Annotated in this window: 17 protein-coding genes; 10 read left to right on the forward strand and 7 right to left on the reverse strand. The window is 71.4% G+C overall.

Annotated features, from left to right (window positions below; genetic code table 11):
* Positions 1–66: 66 nt before the first annotated feature.
* Positions 67–1,707, reverse strand: a complete 1,641-nt coding sequence (locus ACRX5S_RS23920) for an FAD-binding protein (protein ID WP_436775116.1) — start codon at positions 1,705–1,707, stop codon at positions 67–69.
* 120 nt (positions 1,708–1,827) lie between these two features.
* Entirely contained in the window at positions 1,828–2,589 is a 762-nt protein-coding gene (locus tag ACRX5S_RS23925) for a glucose 1-dehydrogenase (protein WP_436775117.1), read from the reverse strand.
* 230 nt (positions 2,590–2,819) lie between these two features.
* Between ACRX5S_RS23925 and ACRX5S_RS23930 the strand changes: the two genes are divergently transcribed.
* Positions 2,820–3,722, forward strand: coding sequence for an IclR family transcriptional regulator (locus tag ACRX5S_RS23930; protein ID WP_436775118.1), 903 nt, complete (start codon positions 2,820–2,822; stop codon positions 3,720–3,722).
* 30 nt (positions 3,723–3,752) lie between these two features.
* Here ACRX5S_RS23930 and ACRX5S_RS23935 read toward each other — a convergent pair whose 3' ends face one another.
* A complete protein-coding gene (locus tag ACRX5S_RS23935; protein ID WP_436775119.1) occupies positions 3,753–4,292 on the reverse strand; it encodes a MarR family winged helix-turn-helix transcriptional regulator in 540 nt (179 codons plus the stop codon).
* A gap of 162 nt (positions 4,293–4,454) precedes the next feature.
* Here ACRX5S_RS23935 and ACRX5S_RS23940 point away from each other — a divergent pair, with 162 nt between their 5' ends.
* From ACRX5S_RS23940 to ACRX5S_RS23955, 4 genes are all read left to right on the forward strand, one after another.
* Positions 4,455–6,140 (forward strand): N-acyl-D-amino-acid deacylase family protein, encoded by a 1,686-nt coding sequence (locus tag ACRX5S_RS23940; RefSeq protein ID WP_436775120.1) that lies wholly within the window; start codon positions 4,455–4,457, stop codon positions 6,138–6,140.
* 45 nt (positions 6,141–6,185) lie between these two features.
* Complete coding sequence (locus tag ACRX5S_RS23945) at positions 6,186–7,391, forward strand: amidohydrolase family protein (RefSeq protein ID WP_436775121.1); 1,206 nt, start codon at positions 6,186–6,188, stop codon at positions 7,389–7,391.
* Positions 7,392–7,482: 91 nt separating this feature from the next.
* Positions 7,483–9,039: an ABC transporter substrate-binding protein gene (locus tag ACRX5S_RS23950; protein ID WP_436775122.1), complete on the forward strand. Its 1,557-nt coding sequence runs from the start codon at positions 7,483–7,485 to the stop codon at positions 9,037–9,039.
* A 159-nt stretch (positions 9,040–9,198) separates the two neighbouring features.
* Positions 9,199–10,917, forward strand: a complete 1,719-nt coding sequence (locus tag ACRX5S_RS23955; protein ID WP_436775123.1) for a hypothetical protein — start codon at positions 9,199–9,201, stop codon at positions 10,915–10,917.
* A gap of 11 nt (positions 10,918–10,928) precedes the next feature.
* On the opposite strand, the gene ACRX5S_RS23960 is transcribed toward ACRX5S_RS23955, so the two are convergent.
* Positions 10,929–11,651, reverse strand: coding sequence for a hypothetical protein (locus ACRX5S_RS23960; protein WP_436775124.1), 723 nt, complete (start codon positions 11,649–11,651; stop codon positions 10,929–10,931).
* Between the two features lie 474 nt (positions 11,652–12,125).
* On the opposite strand from ACRX5S_RS23960, the gene ACRX5S_RS23965 reads away from it, so the two are divergent.
* Positions 12,126–12,644 carry a DUF4115 domain-containing protein gene (locus ACRX5S_RS23965; protein ID WP_436775125.1) on the forward strand — a complete coding sequence of 173 codons (519 nt, stop codon included), beginning with the start codon at positions 12,126–12,128 and terminating at the stop codon, positions 12,642–12,644.
* A gap of 69 nt (positions 12,645–12,713) precedes the next feature.
* On the opposite strand, the gene ACRX5S_RS23970 is transcribed toward ACRX5S_RS23965, so the two are convergent.
* Positions 12,714–13,502, reverse strand: a complete 789-nt coding sequence (locus tag ACRX5S_RS23970) for an SDR family NAD(P)-dependent oxidoreductase (RefSeq protein ID WP_436775126.1) — start codon at positions 13,500–13,502, stop codon at positions 12,714–12,716.
* 195 nt (positions 13,503–13,697) lie between these two features.
* On the opposite strand from ACRX5S_RS23970, the gene ACRX5S_RS23975 reads away from it, so the two are divergent.
* Both ACRX5S_RS23975 and ACRX5S_RS23980 read left to right on the forward strand, forming a co-directional pair.
* Positions 13,698–14,504, forward strand: a complete 807-nt coding sequence (locus ACRX5S_RS23975) for an SDR family NAD(P)-dependent oxidoreductase (protein ID WP_436775127.1) — start codon at positions 13,698–13,700, stop codon at positions 14,502–14,504.
* 121 nt (positions 14,505–14,625) lie between these two features.
* On the forward strand, positions 14,626–15,144 hold the full coding sequence (locus ACRX5S_RS23980) for a MarR family winged helix-turn-helix transcriptional regulator (RefSeq protein ID WP_436775128.1): 519 nt from the start codon (positions 14,626–14,628) through the stop codon (positions 15,142–15,144).
* A gap of 93 nt (positions 15,145–15,237) precedes the next feature.
* On the opposite strand, the gene ACRX5S_RS23985 is transcribed toward ACRX5S_RS23980, so the two are convergent.
* The gene (locus ACRX5S_RS23985; protein WP_436775129.1) at positions 15,238–15,891 is read right to left on the reverse strand and encodes a TetR/AcrR family transcriptional regulator; all 654 of its coding nucleotides are present in this window, start codon (positions 15,889–15,891) and stop codon (positions 15,238–15,240) included.
* Positions 15,892–15,977: 86 nt separating this feature from the next.
* Between ACRX5S_RS23985 and ACRX5S_RS23990 the strand changes: the two genes are divergently transcribed.
* The gene (locus ACRX5S_RS23990) at positions 15,978–16,802 is read left to right on the forward strand and encodes a TauD/TfdA dioxygenase family protein (RefSeq protein ID WP_436775130.1); all 825 of its coding nucleotides are present in this window, start codon (positions 15,978–15,980) and stop codon (positions 16,800–16,802) included.
* A 44-nt stretch (positions 16,803–16,846) separates the two neighbouring features.
* On the opposite strand, the gene ACRX5S_RS23995 is transcribed toward ACRX5S_RS23990, so the two are convergent.
* Entirely contained in the window at positions 16,847–17,452 is a 606-nt protein-coding gene (locus tag ACRX5S_RS23995) for a dihydrofolate reductase family protein (RefSeq protein WP_436775131.1), read from the reverse strand.
* A 193-nt stretch (positions 17,453–17,645) separates the two neighbouring features.
* Between ACRX5S_RS23995 and ACRX5S_RS24000 the strand changes: the two genes are divergently transcribed.
* Positions 17,646–17,927 (forward strand): hypothetical protein, encoded by a 282-nt coding sequence (locus ACRX5S_RS24000; RefSeq protein ID WP_436775132.1) that lies wholly within the window; start codon positions 17,646–17,648, stop codon positions 17,925–17,927.
* Positions 17,928–18,230 lie beyond the last annotated feature (303 nt).

Below are 18,230 nucleotides of genomic sequence, written 5' to 3' on the forward strand. Positions count from 1 at the left end.
ACGACCGCCCCGCGGGCACCACCACCGGTGCCCGCGAGACGGTCGAGTCAGCCAGAGCCGCAGCAACTACACCGCGCGCGATGCCTGTTCCGCGACGTGGCGCCCGGCCAGGTAGCCGAAGACGACGCCGTTGCCGATGGTCGCGCCCGCGCTGGGGTACGACCAGCCGAAGGCACTCGCGGCGGTGTTCCCCGCCGCGTACAGGCCCGGGACCACTCCCCCGCCCTGGCGCAGCACCTGGCCATTGCGGTCGATGCGGGGGCCTCCGTTGGTGCCCAGGGTCCCGGGGTGGATGGCGACCGCGTAGTACGGGGCCCGCTCCAGCGGCGCGACCCGCCCCGGAGCCATCAGGCCCTTCCCGGTCCGGTCGAAGTCGGGGTCCTCGCCCTTGGCGGCGTACGTGTTGAAGCGCTCGACCGTCGCCGTCAGCGCCTCCGGGTCGAGCGAGACCAGCTCCGCGAGTTCGGCGATGGTGTCCGCCCGGTGGACCCAGTCCGGGTCTGGTCCGCCCGGCAGCATCGACAGGATGCGCTGGCTCTCGCGCACCGAGCTGTCGAAGACCAGCCAGGCCGGACCGCGGTTGGGGAAGTCGAGCGCGTCGGGGTCGTACCTGCCGAACGCCTTGGGGAACTCGTTGTACGGCAGCGCCTCGTTGGCGAACCGCCGCCCCGCACGGTTGACGATCAGCGACGCGGGCGTGCCCCGGCCCCACTCGAACTGCGGGATGAGCTCGCCGTTCTCCTGCGCGATGCCCGGGTCGAACATCGCCGGCGTGCCCCAGTACGACGCGAGGTTGGCGAGCGCGGCCCCCGCGGCGGACGCCATGAGCAGCCCGTCGCCGGTGTTGTTGCCCAGCGGCGACAGCGGCTGCACGTCGTACCCGATGTGCGCGCGGACCAGTTCCGGGTTCCACTCGAACCCTCCGCACGCGAGCACCACGCCCCGACGCGCGCCGATGCGCCGCGTCCTGCCGTCGTGTTCGACGACGACTCCGACCACAGCGCCCGAGTCGTCGGTGACGAGTTCGCGCACGGCGGTGTCCAGCCGGGTGGTGACGCCGCGTTCGAGCAGACCCTTGAACAGCCGGGCGATGAGGGCCGCGCCCTTGGGGCGGATGTCCTCGGCCTCGCGCCGGGCGAGCTCCGCGAGCAGCTCGGGCGTCTGCGGGGCGAAGTCCTCCGCGAGCGTGGTCGCCGCACCCAGCGACATGAGGGTGCCGCGGCTGACGATGCGGTCCTGCCAGTCGGGCAGTTCCTTGCCGACCGGGTACGGGTTGGCCTCCAGCGTGCGCCCCGGAGTGAAGCGCCGCCCCGGGATGTCCCACGGGGCGTAGTAGTCGATGAGCGGGCAGACGTGCACGGTCAGCGGCGTGTGGTCGACCAGGTACTTGATCGCCTCGGGCGCGGTGTCGACGAAGACGTCCAGGAGGTCGGGGTCGGACGCCTGCCCGGCGGTCACCCGCTTCAGGTACGCGAGGATGTCGTCGCGGTTGTCCGGGGCTCCGTCCTCCGCGGCGAGGTGGTTGCCCGGCAGCCACATGCCGCCGCCGGACACGGCGGTCGTCCCGCCGAGCATCCCGGCCTTCTCCAGGACGAGGACCTCAGCCCCGCCGTCGTGCGCGAGCGTCGCGGCGACCAGGGCCGCGCCGCCGGAGCCGACGACGACCACGTCGACGGTCTCGTCCCATCCGTTCGCTTCATCAGTCATTGGGGACCTTCCTGGTACGACGGCACGGTGCCGGGTTAGAACAGCGTTCAAAACAACATTCGCAGCAGCATTCGGAACAGCGGTGGAGAACAGCCGTTGCGCACACCTGAAAACCACCGCCTACAGCGACACGCCCGCGGTCCAGCCCCCGTCGAACACGAACTCCGAGCCGGTGCTGTACGACGACTCGTCACTGGCCAGGAACAACACCAGCGACGCGGCCTCGTCCGAGGTGCCGAACCGCCCCATGGGCAGCTTGGCCGCCGGGTTGAACCCGTCCGGGAGCGAGCCGAGGCCCTCCCGGGCCATCTCGGTGTCGATGATCCCGGGGTGTATCGAGTTGACCCGGATGTTGTGCGGGGCCAGCGCCAGCGCCGCCGACTTGCTGAGGCCGCGCAACGCGAACTTGCTGGAGACGTACGGGCTGTTGGTGGCGCCGCCGAACATGCCGTTGACCGACGAGACATTGACGATCGAGCCGCCCCCGGCGTCGATGAGCGCGGGCGCGGCCGTGCGGATGCCGAGGAAGGCGCCGAGCAGGTTGATCTCGATCACCCGCATGAACTCGTCGGGGCGGGTCTCCAGGAACGGCGCGGTCGGCGAGATCCCCGCGTTGTTGACCAGGACGTGGAGGCCGCCGAAGCGCTCGACGGCGGTCGAGACCGCGGCCTGCCAGTCGGACTCGACGGTGACGTCGAGGTGCACGTACACCGCGGCGGCGCCGATGTCCGCGGCCACGGCGGCACCCAGGTCGTCGAGGACGTCGCCGAGGACCACTTTCGCGCCCTCGGCGGCGAAACGCCTCGCGTGTGCCTCGCCCTGCCCGCGGGCCGCCCCGGTGATCAGGGCGACCTTGCCGGCGAGGCGTCCAGTTGTGCTCATGTGCGTCTTCCTTCCACCGTCCCGCTGCGGCGCCGGACGGGGTGAATGAGTGGGCGGTCCGGCGGATTCCCGGCGGCGGAGCCCGCGTTCGCCGTGGTCAGGGGCGTACTTGCCCAGCGGGTCTCCATCCGCTTACAAATATGAAATCCTGACTTACAGAGTGACTGGTGCCGGGACAGTAGGAGGGATCTGACGATGCGTCAAGAGACACGCGCGCGTGCGGACATGGCATGGTGACCGAGCAGCCGTCGCCGCCCACCCGCCGAGTCGTCGGCGTCCTCAACCTGCTCGCGGACCACCCGCGGCGCCGGCTGACGCTCACCGAGATCGCCGATCTGCTGGACCTGAGCGCGCCGACCTGCCTGCGGATCCTGAACGAGCTCGTCGACGCCGCGTTCGCGACCCGCGACGACGACAAAACCTACGGCCTCGGCCCCGCGCTCCTGCGGATCGGCTGGTCCGCCGAGACCGGCCTCGCGGCACTGGACCTGGTGCGCCCGCACGTCAAGGCCCTGCACGACGACCTCGGGCTCACGTGCATCCTCGCCGCGGTGCACGACGCCAGCATCATCCTGCTCGAATGGATCGGCGCCCACCCGCCCGGCGACAACCGCGACATGGTCGGCGAACGCTTCCCGTGGCGACCGCCCATCGGGCTCGTCAACACCATCTGGTCGGACGACGAGACCGTCGCCGCCTGGCTCGCCCGGCCCCCACTCGTGCCGATCCCCGACGACCGCACCGCGCTCGACACCCTCGTCGCCGACGCGCGCCGCAGCGGCTACGTGGTCGAGCGCCTCGGCGACGCCCCCGCCACCGCCAACATCGTCCTGGCCGGCCTCGCGGGCTCGCACCTCCCGGACGCGGTGATCCGTACGATCATGGACCAACTCCCCGCCGCGGACTGGTCCGAGTACCTCACCGACCCCGCCGGGGCGGCCACCCTCGACATCGCGAACATCACCGCACCCGTCTACGACCGCCGCGGCAACCAGCGCTACATCATCACGGTGCTCGCCGACCGCGCCGGCGTCCCCGCCGAGGACTACACGGACTGGATCGGCGCCATCCGCCGTACCGCAACAACGGCCACACAGGCGCTCGGCGGGCACGACCCCTGGCTCCGCGCCTGACCGAGGGCGGTACCGCGACGGGACGGGCGGTCAGTCAGGCGCCGTCCTGCGGCTCAGCGTGACCTCCATGGCCTGGGTGACGTATTCGAGGAGTTCCGCCAGGACGAGCCGCTGGTCGCCGGTCAGGCCGCTGAGGACCTCCTGCATGAGCGCGTGGCGGTCGCGCTGGATCCGGCGGCTGATCCGGCGGCCCACGGCGGTCGCCCGGACGATGACGTAGCGCCGGTCGCTCTCGTCCGGCTGCCGTTCGGCCAGGCCGAGCCTGATGAGCCGGTCGGTGGTACGGCTGGCCGCGCCGCGGTCGATGTCCAGCGCCTCGGCGAACTCGTGCATACGCCAGTCCGGCCGCGCCGCGAGGGTTTCCAGCGCGTCGACCTGGGTGGGGGTGAGCTCCTTGCCCCCCGCGCGGTACAGCGACTGGGCCAGCTCGGCGCGGGCCGGGCTGCGGGAGAACTGCTGGATGGCCCGGATGACGCGGTCGCCGGCGGACCCCTCGGCGGCGGTGTCGACCGCGGGTGGGGCCGACGGCCGGGGGGCGTCGGATGTGCTCGGGGCGCGGCGCTCGACCATGGCAGAACGGTACCGCTCGACCGATTTCCCGTCGGTCCCGAGGCGGCGCCCGGCGCCCATCACATGCCTACGGCAACTCTTGCCTTAGGCACGTCATCGGGCTACGTTGCGTGCACAGCCGGGGCATCGCGCCCGGTCGTTCTCCGATTCGGGAGCATGCGAATGAGCACCAACGACATCGCCGTCCGCGGCGGGACGGTCATCGACGGCACCGGCGGACCCGCGCGTCGCGCCGACATCGGCATCCGCGGCGGACGCGTCACCGAGATCGGCCCGAACGTGGGCGGCGTACGGGAGATCGACGCGACCGGACGCCTCGTCGTCCCGGGCTTCCTCGACATCCACACGCACTACGACCCGCAGGTGCTGTGGGACAGCCTGCTCACGCCCTCGTCCTGGCACGGCGTCACGGGGGTGGTGGCCGGCAACTGCGGCTACAGCCTCGCCCCCGCGCGCCCGCAGGACCGGCGGTCGCTGCTGGGCACGCTGGAGATGGTCGAGGACATGCGCGGCGCCACCCTCGCGGCGGGCGTGGCCTGGGACTTCGAGACGTACCCCGAATACCTGGACGCCGTGGCCCGCCGCGGGACGGCCATCCACTTCGGCGGATTCGTCGGCCACACCGCGGTGCGCACGTACGTCATGGGCGAGGAGGCGTACGAACGCCCCGCCACCGACGACGAACTCGCCCGCATGCGCGCCGTCGTCGCCGACGCGCTGCGCGGCGGGGCCCTCGGCTTCTCCAGCGACCGTGCGGGCTTCCACCTGGGCGACGGCGGGCGGCTGGTGCCGTCCATGGTCGCGACCCAGGAGGAGGTGGAGGCGCTCGCGTCCGTCACCGCCGAGGTCGGGCGCGGGATCGTGCACATCGCGACCGGGGAGAACTACCGCTGGGTGTACGACTTCCAGCGCACCCTGGGACGCCCGCTGACGTGGACGTCCATCCTCACCTACCCGGAGGGCACCGCCTCCCGGGCGCCGTACGCCACCAAGCTCGCCGACCACCTCCAGGGGCGCCGCGACGGCGCGGACGTGTGGGTGCAGGTCACCTGCCGCCCGATCACGCAGGAGTTCTCGGTCGCCGAGCCCACGTCCTTCTACGCCCTGCCCGCCTTCGCCGACCTGGTGTCCGTACCGATCACCGAGCGGCACACCGTCTTCGCCGACCGGGCGTGGCGGGCCCGCGCGTGGGAGCAGTTCGAGAGCGGACGGTGGCTCAACCCGCGCTGGCAGACCGTCACCGTCGCGCACTCACCGTCCCGCCCGGACCTCGTGGGAACGCCGGTCGCGGTCGTCGCCGCCGACCGCGGCGGCACGCCCTTCGACGCCGTGTGCGACCTCGCCCTCGACGACCGCCTGGAAACCCGGTTCACCGTCACCTTCGCCAACGACGACAAGGACGGCGTGACCACACTCGTCCAGGGCGAAGGCTGCATCATGGGCCTGTCCGACGCCGGTGCCCACGTCAGCCAGATCTGCGACGCGGTCATGCCGACCGACTTCCTCGCGAACTGGGTGCGGGACCGCGGCGTGATGGCGGTCGAGCGGGGCGTCCACAAGCTCACCGGCGAAATCGCCGGTGTGCTCGGCCTCGACCGCGGAACACTGCGCCCCGGCGGCCACGCCGACCTCGTCGTGCTCGACTACGACGCGCTGTCCCCAGGGCCGGCCCGGCGGGTGCGCGACCTGCCGGCCGACGGCGAACGCCTCATCGCCGACGCACCCACAGGCATCGACCACGTCCTGGTGGCGGGCGTACCGATCCGCGAGCACGGCAGGCAGGTCGCCGAACGCCTGGACCGGCTCCCCGGCACGATCCTGCGCAGCGCCGCCCCGAACGGGGCGTGAGCACCATGTCCCCCACCACACCCATCTCTGTCCCGGAGGCCCCGCATGGCTGATCTCCTCGAACGCATCCTCGCCTACGCGGGCCCCAAGGGGGAGCTCGTCCGCCGCGGCGAAGTACCTTACGGTCAAAACGAGTTCCGCATCATCTCGGTGGACGACCACCTCATCGAGACGCCCGACCTGTTCCGCGACCGCGTCCCGGTCCGCATGCGCGACGCCGCGCCCCACCTCGAACGTGACGCAAGCGGCAACGACTGGTGGGTCTTCGCGGACGAACGCGTCCCGCTCCTCGGATCCGACGCCATCCGCGGCTGGGAACGGGGCAAGGGCTACCTCGGCCCGGTCAACTTCGACGAACTGCACCCCGCCACGTACGACGCCGGCGAACGCCTGCGGCACATGGACGCCGCCGGCATCGCCGCGCAACTCAACTTCCCCTCCGCGCCGTTCGGCTTCGCGGGACGCCGCTTCCTGACCATGAAGGACCGCGACCTCGGCCTCGCGTCCCTGCGCGCGTACAACGACTGGCTGCTCGACGCCTGGATCACCCCGCACCCCGAGCGGTTCATCGCCTGCCAGCTCCCCTGGCTCGGCGACCCGCACGTCGCCGCCGACGAGGTGCGGCGCAACGCCGAACGCGGCTTCGTCGCCGTCTCGTTCAGTGAGAACCCGGAGCGCCTCGGGCTGCCCTCCCTCTACAGCGACGCGTGGGACCCGTTCTTCCGCGCCTGCGAGGAGACCGGCACGGTGGTCAACCTGCACGTCGGCTCGTCGTCGGAGACCATCGTGCCCTCCAAGGACTCGACGGCCGCCGTGCTCGGGGTGCTCTTCCCGATCAACTCCATGGCGGCCGCGGCCGATTGGCTCTTCGCCCGCATCCCGCTGCGCTTTCCGGGGATCAGGATCGCGCTGTCCGAAGGCGGCATCGGCTGGGTGCCCATGTTCATCGACCGCATCGAATTCATGGGCCGCGACCTCGAATACGACTTCGGCCCGCACTCCCCCGTCGACATCCTGCGCCGCAACTTCTGGTTCACGGTGCTGTCCGACCCGGCGACCATGCGGCAGCGGCACCTCATCGGCGTCGACCACATCATGGTCGAAACCGACTACCCGCACCCGGACTCCACGTGGCCGGACAGCCAGGAGGTCCTGGCCCAGCAGTTCACCGGCGTGCCGGCGGACGAGGTCGAGCTGATGACGTACCGCAACGCCGCCGCGCTCTACCGCCACCCCGTCCCCGCGAGTTGACCCGAGGCGCACAGTCCGCGCGATGTCGCAAGCCGTGCAGAAAGCGCGTGCGGCCGCCTGTCCGCGATCTTCCCTGGAGGTGCCAAGTCCCTTGTCCACGTACACGGCAGCACGCCGCATCCGAAGACTCCCCGCCTTCGTCGCCGCTCCGGTGGCCCTCGCCCTCGTCTCGACCGCATGCGGCCCGACGTCCTCGGGCTCCGGTGACAACAGCACCCTGACCATGCTCGCGATCCAGGACTCGGCGTCGCTTGACCCGTTCCGCAGGCCGTACATCGCCGTCACCGACGAGCCGCGCCTGTCGGCCCTGTACGACCCGATGCTCTACATCGACCCCAAGACCGGCACGGTCACGCCCCACCTGGCGGAGAGCCTCGCCACCGCCGACGGCGGCAGGACATGGCTGCTCAAGCTCCGCCCCGACGTGAAGTTCTCGGACGGCAGCGTCTTCGACGCGGCGGCCGTCCGGCTGAACTGGGAGACCCACACCAAGCCCGAGACCAAGTCGGTGCACGTCGCTTACGCCTCGGGGCTGACCCTGCGCGTGGTCGACCCGCTGACGCTGGAGATCGTGCCGCGGGCGCCGAACCCGAACTTCGACCGCACGGTCGCGACGCACCTCACGTACATCGAGGCGCCGTCGGCGATCGCCCGGGGCGTCGACGCCGCGGGCACGCAGCCGGTCGGGGCGGGCCCGTTCATGCTGAAGTCGTGGATCCGGGGCAACGAGCAGGTGTTCGTGCGGAATCCCCATTACTGGCAGAAGGACAAGGGGCTGCCGAAACTGTCGCAGCTCACGATCAAGACGTCCGCCGACGGAAATCAGAGCTACAACACGGTGCGCTCCGGCGGCGCCGACCTCTTCATGACCGCGGTCCCGGAAATCCTCACGCAGGCGGAAGGCGACCTCCAGACCTTCCACCAAAAGGACCTCGGCGGACAGATGTTCCTGTTCAACACCACCCGCGCGCCGTTCGACGACCCCCGGGCCCGCCGGGCCATCGCCCTGGCCCTCGACCCGGCCGACATCCCCGCGACGCTGCACAACGGGTACCTGCCGTCGAACAGCTTCTTCAACCCGGCATCGCCGTTCTTCGACCCGTCCGCCGCCCAGCCTCGACAGAACAAGGAAGAGGCACAGCGGCTGTTCGACGAACTCGCCGCCGAGGGACAGCCGGTCGCCTTCACCCACCTGATCCCGAAAAACAGCGACTCGCAAAAGGTCGCGGAATACATGCAGTCCAGGCTGCGGACCTTCCGCAACACCTCGATGGAGATCGAATCGCTGGAGATCGGCGCGTACATCGTGAAGTACGCGATCAACAAGGACTTCCAGTCATTGCTGTTCCAGCAGTGGCTCGTCGACCCGGAACCCGAGATGTTCGACATGTTCCACTCGCAGAGCCCCATGAACTACAGCGGCTGGCGAAACGCCGAAGCCGACGCCGCGCTCCTGGCCGGCCGCACCAACTCCGACCCCGCGGCACGGAAGAAAGCGTACGCAGACCTCCAGCGCATCATGGCCGACGAACTACCGGTCTGGGTCTACTCGCAGTCCATCGCGGGCCCCGTCGCCGGCAAGTCGCTCACCGGGCTTGAGCAGTACAACACCGGCTGCATCTTCATGGACCGCATCGACGTGAAGTAGTCACCGGCCTCCCCCGCAGTCCCGAGGGGATTTGTCCAGGACGACCGCGGCAACGTTCGTTCAGCCACGGGATATTCGCTGCCCTCGGACCGAGGGGGCGGGCTAGGTTCGGCACGCCTCCGTTGCCGCACCGAGTTCCCGCGAGAGGGAAACGCACGCATGCCCAAGCATTCCACTCTCCTTGCCGGTCTCGACGACGTGCCCTGGGGGAACCTCACACACCTCTACGGGTCCGCGACCGACGTGCCCGGCCTACTGCGCGATGCGGTCGGGGGCGACGACGGAAGCTGGGGCGATCTGGTCAATCACGTCATCCATCAAGGCGGCGAGGTCTGTTCGGCAGCGCCTCCCTTGCTGCCGTACCTCGTGCGCCTGGCGGAGACCGCCGACGTCCGGGTCGCGTTGCGCAGGGATGCCCTGGAACTGATCGCCCGGGTGGCCGGTGCGGGACGCGCGGCCCGTCCCGAGTTCGTGGACCCGGCCTGGCCTCTCGCCTGGTCAACTGCCGTACCCCGGATCGTACGCCTGCTCGACGACCCCAGAGCCTCGGTGCGTGCGAGAGCCGCAGCGGCGCTGGCGCACGTGGTCCACGGACCCGACGAGGTGCGTGAAGCGCTGTGCGCGGCGTTCGAGCGCGAGTCGAGAACGGCGGCGCGGGTCGAGATGGTCCGCGCGGTCGGCACCATGGCCGTCGGCGATTCCTGGTACCGCACCGCGTGCCTTGCCTGGCTGCACGGCCGGGTGACCCATGACGATCCCCAGGTGCGCCTGGCCGTGGTGCTCGCGCTGCGCCGGGCGGAACCCGGGCACCCCGACCCCGCGCACTTCTCGATCGCGGCGGATGTGCTGTGCGGGACCCGGTTCACCGGCAACTGGGATGCCGTCCGCCGGGCGAGGTCGACGGCACAAGGGCTCGGCGGGCATCGAGACGAGCAAGTCGCTCTCGCGGAGCGCCTCCTCGTCCATGGCTCGGCACGCCATCGGCTGGCAGGACTGACCACCGCGGGCGACGCCCTCATGACGTGGCGCTCGGCGGTGACTCTGCTGCCGGCGGTGGCCGCGCGGCTGGACGATCCCCACAAGAAGGCCCGCCGGCTCGCCGTCTACCTGCTGGCGGCCACAGGCCCCGGCGCCGAACCCTGGGCCGACGACCTTGCGGTGCTCACCGGCGACCACGACCTCTTCGTCGCGGAGATGGCGGTGTGGGGCCTCGCCCACCTCGGCGACGAGCGATGCGTCCCCGCGGTGCGCGAATACCTGGACGGCAGTCGGGCCGCCTACGGCAGCGGCGGCATCGGAACGGTGTGGGGTTTCGTGGACCGGCCGCAACTGCACCACGTGCTGGCCGGGCTGCCCGCCGCGGAACTGCGGCCCGAGGTCGTCGCACGGCTGGTGAAGAGCAGGGACCCCGCCGAGCGCACGTCCCTGGCCCAGGCGTTACGGGCATGGAGGTCCCCCGACCGGCATCCGGCGACCGACCCGCGCGACGGTGAAACGCCGCGCGCCGACGTGCGCGCCGACATGCGCGCCGACGTCGAAGCCGCCCGCGCGGTCCTGAACGATCCGATGGAACGCCTGGCCCACCCGAGCGCGGCATTCGACCTGTGGCAGCTCACCGGCGACCACGACCCCGCGGTGCGGTTGCTGTCCGCGGAACTTGAGCCGCTGCGCACCCATCGGCGCCTCAACCGCATGACCGAGGACGCGGTCCAGAAGCTCGGCCGGATCGGCCCACCGGCGATGGCCGCCGTACCGATCCTGCGCGCGGCGCTGGAGGACGACCGGCGGCACAAGATCATCGATGGGCCGTGGGCGGCGGTCCAGGACGCGAGGATACGCGCGGAGCTACGCGACGCACTGTCCCGCATCGAACGCTGACATGGCCGCGGTCACCAGGGCGTGCCGGGAATCTCATCCGCGCGCCCCAGGCCGGTGGTGTCGTGTCCCCAGGTGCGCAGGGTCTCAAGGGCCCGGGACCGGAGCTCGTAGTCCATGTCCGCGTTCGGGTCTGTGTCGCGCCCGTCGGCGAGGAAGCGCCTGGCGCGCGGCACCAGGGGGTCGCGGTGGGCCGCCAGGTCTCGGTCTCCGGCCAGGAGCAGCGCGCAGGAGAGCGCGTTGTCGCGCGTACGCGGATCCGGATCGTCCAGGTGTTCCGCGACTGCGGCGAACAACTGCGGCCTGACCCCGTGAAACCGGTCCCCCACCGCGCGGACGCCGGGCGGCCCGCCTGGTGGCGACCAGATGGCATCGGCAAGGAACTCACCTGTCCAGATGAGAAGTTCGCAACGCAACGACCGAGTCGGGTCGAACGGTCTCACCATCTGTGCCGTTCGCGGATCCGGCAGCAGAGCCGCGAAGAACATCGTCACGGCCGCGGTCGCACGAGTTGGCGCCAGATCGTGGAACGCGCCTCCGACCGCATCGCTCAGGGCCCGTTCGCGGGTCGCGACGTCCGGGTGCACGAGGTCGGGGAGGACTGCCGGCAGGTCCGGGTACACCCAGTCAGGGCACTCCGGGCAGGTCTCGAATCCGGCAGCGGGGCGCAACGCCGTCCAATCCGTGGCGACGAGCACCGCGGCAGCGGCGGCGGGCAGGGAAGGCGGGGAAGGCATCACACCGTGATCATGGCGAATGACGGCGCCGTGTTGTGCCACTGTGGCGGAAGGAGACCCGGCCACGGGGTACGGGTCCTGAGCGGGGGTGGCCGTTGGAGCCGTTGAGGGGATCGGATCCCCGGCAAGTGGGACAGTTCCGGTTGCCGGGATCCACGCTGCCGGGCTGGTACACCGGGACATCAAGCCGTCCAACGTCATCCTCGGGGTCGACGGCCCGACGTGCGTCCGACGCCCGCACAGGCGCGGGCGCTGACCGCGGCTTCCGCCGCCCGCACGGGCACCGACACCGGGTGGCTGCCCCCGGCCGTCACCCAGGCAATCCTCCACAGTGCCACCACCGCGCTGCGACCGAGTGACCCGCTGCCGTCCACACAACCGGCCCGACGAACGGCACCCCCTCCGCGCGAAGCACAGGCCACATCCCCGAGCCCGACGCCCGGGTCGGACACGGCACCACGGGATCCAAGCCCCTTGCGCGACGCGCCGCGACGCCGGCTGCGCGCCCGGACCGTCACCATCGCCGCGCTCGCGGCGCTCGGCACCGCGGCCCTGGCCGTGACCCTGGTGCTCCTCACGGGCGACGACGACCCGGGTAAGTCAGCCGTCAACGCCGACGCGGCGTCCACCTCGGCGGCGCCGCGCACGCCTTCAGCGACACCCGCGTCCCCGTCCGGCTCTCCGCCGCCGTCCGCGTCCGTGGTCCCGAACCGGCCCACGGTAGGTGCCGGCGGCCAGGTGAGTCTGAGCGTGGCGGCCGCCGACAGTGCGATCTGGGTCAGCGTCACCGATTCCGCGGGGAAGCAACTCTTCGAGGGCACCCTCAGTCCGGGCCAGACCCGGGACTTCTCGGACCCGGCCCAGCTCAAGGTGGTCATCGGCAACGCGCAAAACGCCCGCATCGCCGTCAACGGCAAGGACCTCGGCCCGGCCGGCGCCACAGACAGGGTCGTCAGGCTGACCATCCTCCCGGACCCGGCAGCGACAGGCTGACACCCCTGCCCCCCCGACCGCCGGTCCGGCCCCAGCCGGGCCCGGACGGCGGAACTTCGGTGTCCCGCATCAGGGTTCGAGGGTGACCCCGGAGGTGACGTGGGTGACGGTCCCGGTGATGGCGGCCGCGCCCGGGCCGGAGAGGAACAGCACCGTCTCGGCGATGTCCTCGGGTCGGGTGATGCGGCGCAGGGCGGCGGACTGCGCCATGTCGCGCCGCACTTCGTCGGCCGTGCTGCCCTTCTTCGCGGCGATCTCGTCGATGTAGGCGGCGAGTTTGGCGTTGTCGGTGTAGCCGGCCACCACGACGTTGACGCGGATGCCCTCGGGTCCGACCTCTCGGGCCATGGTGGCCGACGCGATCTCCATGGCGGCCTTGGTGGACGCGTACGCGCCCAGCCCGGGCAGTTTCATACGCGGCGCGGCGGAGCTGATCTGGACGATGGACCCGCCGCCGACGCGCCGCATGTACGGCAGGGCCGCACGGCTGACTTCGAGCACGCCGAGCACGTTGACGTCGAACGCGCGCCGGAACTCGTCGCGTTCGATCTCCTCGATCCGGCCCGACGGGTTGTACGTGGCGACGTTGACGACGATGTCGACGCGGCCGAGCAGGTCGGCGGCGGCTTCGACGAGCCGGTGGCATTGCGCGGCGTCGGCGATGTCGGTGGGCATGGCCACGGCCTCGCGGCCGGTCAGGGCCGCGACTTCGCCCGCCAGTTTCTCCAGCGGCTCAGGGCGGCGCGCGGCCAGCACGACGTCGGCGCCGGCCCGGGCGAAGGCCAGCGCGGTGGCGCGTCCGATGCCGTCGCCGGCTCCGGCGACGACGGCGACCTTGCCGTCGAGTACCCCGGTCATGCGGTGTCTCCCTCCCTCGCGAAACTAGTTGATTGATATCACCTAAGTTGTTTGCTATCAATGCTGCGAACGGGCCGCCCGGCCGCTGCCCCCACAGGGCGCGTCCGGCCGCCGGACCTCGGCGGCCGAACCTCGGCAGCGCACCGCCCGGCGCCGTCGGCGCACGCGCGGACCATGCACAGGAGGAGCACGACCATGACGAAACGTCTGAACGGCCGCGTCGCGGTGATCACCGGCTCGGGCGCGGGGATCGGCCGCGGCATCGCCCGCCGTTACGCCGCCGAGGGCTGCCGGATCCTGGTCAACGACATCCGCGAGGAGCCCGCCCGCGCGGTCGCCGCCGAGTTGGAGAAGGACTTCGACATCGAGACCGAGGTCGTCGTCGCCGACGTCAAGGTCAAGGAGCAGGCCGTCGGACTGGTCGCGTCGGCCGTCGAACGCTGGGGCCGCATCGACGTGTTGGTCAACAACGCCTGGGCGGGCACCCGCATCAACCACATCGAGAACAAGACCGACGACCAGATCCAGCACGGACTCGACATGGCCCTGTGGGCCGGCTGGTGGACCATGCGCGCCGCCTTCGAGCCGATGCGCGCCGCGGGTGGCGGCTCGATCATCAACATCTGCTCGCTCAACGGCGTCAACGCGCACATGTACACCGCCGAGTACAACGTCGGCAAAGAGGCCCTGCGCGCGCTGACCCGTTCCGCCGCGCGCGAGTGGGCGCCGCACCAGATCCGGGCCAACGTCATCTGCCCCGGCGCCAAGACCGAGGCGTTCGCCGCGTACGCCGCCGCGAACCCCGCGCAGGCCGCCGCGGCCGAGGCGAACAACCCCATGGGACGCATGGGCGACCCGGAGACCGACATCGGAGGCGCGGCCCTGTTCCTCGCCTCCGACGACTCCCGCTACGTCACCGGCAACACCCTCTTCGTGGGCGGCGGAAGCCACATCAACGGCGTGGTCTGGAAACCCGAGCCGGAGGAGGACGCCGCAGGCTGAGTCCGCTCCCGGGGGCGAGTCCGCGGGAGAAGCGGCCGGCACCGGACTTCCCCCGGCGCCGGCGCGCGACGACCACCCGGTCCGCCGCCCCACCACAGGCCAGGTGATACCAATCGTCCCCATGAGCGACACACCGCAGCCGGCCCCCTCCCCCGCTCCGCAACAGGCCGCGGGCCCCCAAGGCCGTGAGGAATCCCTGGAGCACGTGCACCGCGCGTTGGAATCCTTCCTCGCCGCGACCCGCAGCACCCGGCTGCACCGCGAACTGGCCGCACGGGCCGGCGGAAACCTCACGCGCACGGAGGCCTTCGTACTCGGCCACATCGTCGGCTACGGGCCGCTGCGGCTGTCCGACCTGGCCGAAACCACCGGCCAGGACCGCGCGATCACGAGCCGCCAGGTCGACACCCTCGCCCGCACCGGACTCGTGGAACGCGTCAAGGACCCCGCCGACGGCCGCGCGCACCTCCTGCGCGCCACCGACACCGGGCTCACACTCAACCGCGGCATGCGCACCGTCTGGTCGCGCTGGCTGGGCGAGTCCCTGCACGAGTGGTCGGACGCCGAACTCGAACAACTCGCCACCCTGCTCGGCCGTTTCGGCCGCGACATACACCCGCTCAGCACCCATCACGCGTGATCCGCGTTTGGGTCGGCTGCGCGGCAGCGTGGCCTGTCGGTCCGACCACGTGGCGTCGGCCCTGCCGGCCGTGCCGGTCTCCGGGGATCACGCTCAGGGGCGGGGCGGGGTGCCGGGGCCTTCGAGGAGGCCGGCCATGGCGTCGAGGAGGTGTTCGACGAGGTGCGCGTCGTCGATGCCGCCGTGGGTTGCCCACGGGGCGCGGGCGCGGTCGAGGTTCGCGAGCGCGCGCACGGTGGACTCGGCGGCGAGGGCGAAGCGGAACCAGCGCACGGCGTCCGGCACATCCGGCAGCGCCCGCTCCAGCAGGGGGGCGAACTGCTGGTGCTGGGGCTGGAAGGCCGCACTCGTCATCGCCCGCACCTCGGGCGAGGCGCCCTGGAGCACCACGATGAAGGACAGGTACACGCGGCGGCCGCCCCGACCGTCCACTGCCATCGCCGCGAGCGGCCGCACCCACGCTTCCGCGATGTCGCGGCAGGTGACCGTGTCGCGGCGCATCGCGGCGTCGAACAGCGGGCGGCGGCTCTCGGCCACCTCCCCGACACGCCGCTCGACCAGGGCCCGCACGAGGTCGTGCTTCGACCCGAAGTGGTAGCGCACGGCCGCCACGTTCGCCCCGGCGGCGTCGGTGATGGCCCGCACCGAGGCGGCTTCGATGCCGCGGGTGGCGAAGATGCGCTCCGCGGCGTCCAGAAGCCGCGTCGACGTGTCGTCGCGCTCACGGAGAGTCGGTCGGCCTGGCATGGCCACACCCTAGAGGGAAAAACGGCCGTTTGATAATTTCAAACGATCGATTGACAGTGCGTCAGGGTGAAGCTACGTTCCCGGCCATGGCAACCTCACTGACCGTCACGCCCCTCGGAGGCTCGTTCGGAGCGCGTGTCTCCGGCGCCGACCTGCGTTCCGCGCCGTCGGAGGAGTTCGCCGACGCCGTCAAGGCCCTGCTGGACGAGCACCTGGTGCTCGTGTTCTCCGACCAGTTCCTCGACGACACCCAGCACCTGGCCTTCGCCCTCGCCTTCGGTCGGCCCTACATCCACCCCGCGGGACGCGTCCTCGGGCGCACCGAGGCGCGCGTCGAACACATCGTCGACACCGTGGACCAGCCTCCCTACCAGGACCGGTGGCACACCGACGTCAGTTGGGACGTCGAGCCCCCGACCTACGGAACCCTGCGGCCCTGCGAGATCCCGCCGCGCGGCGGCGACACGATCTGGGTGGACATGCGGGCCGCGCACGACGCCCTGTCGCCGGTGATGCAGGCCCTGATCGAGGGCCTCGAAGCCTGGCACGACATGGGGGTCGGACGGTCCTTCGCCGGCAAGGCCGGCCAGGACGTGGCCCGGCGCATGCGCGAGCAGTTCCCCGGCGCGACGCACCCGGTCGTCGACGTGCACCCGGGCAACTCACGCCGCTACCTCAACGTCAACAAGGAGTTCACGCGGCACATCGTCGGCATGACGCCGGACGAGAGCGAGGGGGTGCTCCGCGTCCTGGTCGACCACGCCGCCAACCCCAACTTCCAGATACGCCACTCCTGGTCCCCCGGCGACCTGGTCATCTGGGACGAGCGCTGCACGCAGCACTTCGCCGTGGCCGACTACCTCCCCGCCCGCCGGGAAATGGCCCGCGCCGCGGTACGCGCCGCGGGCTGACCCGGATCGCCGACCCGGATCGCCGACCCGGATCCGGCCGGACGTCACGCAGGTGCGCCGAGCGGCGGGTGGTCGAGCACCCGGGGCTTGTACTCGACCAGTTGGATGCCGCCGTCGAAGGTGCGGTGCCCGGTCATCTCCAGGGCGACGTCCGGATAGCCGTCGTAGATGCGTTCCGCGCCCGTGGCCCCGGTGATCACCGGGAACATCACGACCCGGAAGCGGTCGACGAGCCCGGCCCGCAGCAGCGACCGGCTCAGGCTGAGGCTGCCGATCGTGCTGAGGATCCCCGAGCCGCTCGACTTCATGGCGCGGACCGCCTCCACGGCGTCGCCGCGGACAAGCGTGGTGTTCGCCCACGTCAGCGGCTCCTCCAGCGAGGAGGAGAACACCACCTTGGACGCTCGGGTGAGCCCGTCGACGGACGCCTCTTCCTCGGGCCTGAACTCGTCCTGCCCACTCGGGACCTCACCCGCGGCGAAGCCCGACATCAGACGGTAGGTGTTCGCGCCCATCAGGTGGGTGACCTCCGGCTGCTCACCGAGCCACGCGAGGTACTCCGGCCCCTCCAAGCCCCAGAACCCGGGCCATCCCTCGCCCGAGGCATAGCCGTCCAGCGAGGTGATGAAGTCGACGAGAAGCTCCGACATGTCAACGTCCTTTCCTAGGTGTCACCAGCTTGGACCGCCGGACGCCGGCAGACTCATCGGCCGCACCGCGGGAATCCGAGAAACCCGAGGCTCCGCGCTTCGCGAACGAGCCGGATCACCACGACGGCGGCCGCCCCGTCCAGCCCCTGCCGGCCAAGATCACGATCCGCCACGGCCGTACTAGGGTGACCGCATGTCGCTGGTGGGACGGGACATCGAGCAAGCCCGGACGCAACGCCTGCCGGCAGACGCGCGCGACGAACGCAGCGGGGCGCTGGGGCTGCGGGGCGCGGCCGGGATCGGGAAATCGGTTCTTCTCGACCACGCCGTGGTGGTCGCCGAAGCCGAGGGCATTCGGATAGTCCGCGCGGCGGGCGTCGAGTCCGACTCCGAACTGGCGTACGGCGGGCTGCACCAGCTCTTGTTCCGCACTTGGACCGGCTGGACGCCCTCCCCGCTCCCCGGGCCAGGGTAATGCGCTGTGCCTTCGGCCTGTCGGAGGGAGACGAAGCGAACCGCTTCCTGATCTCCGCGGGCACCCTGTCGCTGCTCGCCGATCTGGCCGAGGACGCCCCGCTGCTCTGCGTGGTCGACGACCTGCATGGCTCGACCAGGGTTCGGTGGAGGCGCTGTTGTTCGCGGCCCGCCGCTTCGTGGCCGACCCGATCGCGGTGCTGTTCGCGGTGCGCGAGACGTCGGTGCCGTTCGTGATCGCCGGCGTCGAGGTCGTGGACCTGCCCGGACTCGCCCGGCGCCGCCGACCGGGGGGCGGTCGGCG

This window comes from Yinghuangia sp. YIM S09857 (assembly GCF_051388915.1).
Classification (GTDB): domain Bacteria; phylum Actinomycetota; class Actinomycetes; order Streptomycetales; family Streptomycetaceae; genus Yinghuangia.

Excerpts from the sequence above, each read along its gene's own strand:
- ACRX5S_RS23920 (WP_436775116.1), bottom strand. The coding sequence starts at position 1,707 with ATGACTGATGAAGCGAACGGATGGGACGAGACCGTCGACGTGGTCGTC.
- ACRX5S_RS23925 (WP_436775117.1), bottom strand. The coding sequence starts at position 2,589 with ATGAGCACAACTGGACGCCTCGCCGGCAAGGTCGCCCTGATCACCGGG.
- ACRX5S_RS23930 (WP_436775118.1), top strand. The coding sequence starts at position 2,820 with ATGGTGACCGAGCAGCCGTCGCCGCCCACCCGCCGAGTCGTCGGCGTC.
- ACRX5S_RS23935 (WP_436775119.1), bottom strand. The coding sequence starts at position 4,292 with ATGGTCGAGCGCCGCGCCCCGAGCACATCCGACGCCCCCCGGCCGTCG.
- ACRX5S_RS23940 (WP_436775120.1), top strand. The coding sequence starts at position 4,455 with ATGAGCACCAACGACATCGCCGTCCGCGGCGGGACGGTCATCGACGGC.
- ACRX5S_RS23945 (WP_436775121.1), top strand. The coding sequence starts at position 6,186 with ATGGCTGATCTCCTCGAACGCATCCTCGCCTACGCGGGCCCCAAGGGG.
- ACRX5S_RS23955 (WP_436775123.1), top strand. The coding sequence starts at position 9,199 with ATGCCCAAGCATTCCACTCTCCTTGCCGGTCTCGACGACGTGCCCTGG.
- ACRX5S_RS23960 (WP_436775124.1), bottom strand. The coding sequence starts at position 11,651 with ATGCCTTCCCCGCCTTCCCTGCCCGCCGCCGCTGCCGCGGTGCTCGTC.
- ACRX5S_RS23970 (WP_436775126.1), bottom strand. The coding sequence starts at position 13,502 with ATGACCGGGGTACTCGACGGCAAGGTCGCCGTCGTCGCCGGAGCCGGC.
- ACRX5S_RS23975 (WP_436775127.1), top strand. The coding sequence starts at position 13,698 with ATGACGAAACGTCTGAACGGCCGCGTCGCGGTGATCACCGGCTCGGGC.
- ACRX5S_RS23980 (WP_436775128.1), top strand. The coding sequence starts at position 14,626 with ATGAGCGACACACCGCAGCCGGCCCCCTCCCCCGCTCCGCAACAGGCC.
- ACRX5S_RS23985 (WP_436775129.1), bottom strand. The coding sequence starts at position 15,891 with ATGCCAGGCCGACCGACTCTCCGTGAGCGCGACGACACGTCGACGCGG.
- ACRX5S_RS23990 (WP_436775130.1), top strand. The coding sequence starts at position 15,978 with ATGGCAACCTCACTGACCGTCACGCCCCTCGGAGGCTCGTTCGGAGCG.
- ACRX5S_RS23995 (WP_436775131.1), bottom strand. The coding sequence starts at position 17,452 with ATGTCGGAGCTTCTCGTCGACTTCATCACCTCGCTGGACGGCTATGCC.
- ACRX5S_RS24000 (WP_436775132.1), top strand. The coding sequence starts at position 17,646 with ATGTCGCTGGTGGGACGGGACATCGAGCAAGCCCGGACGCAACGCCTG.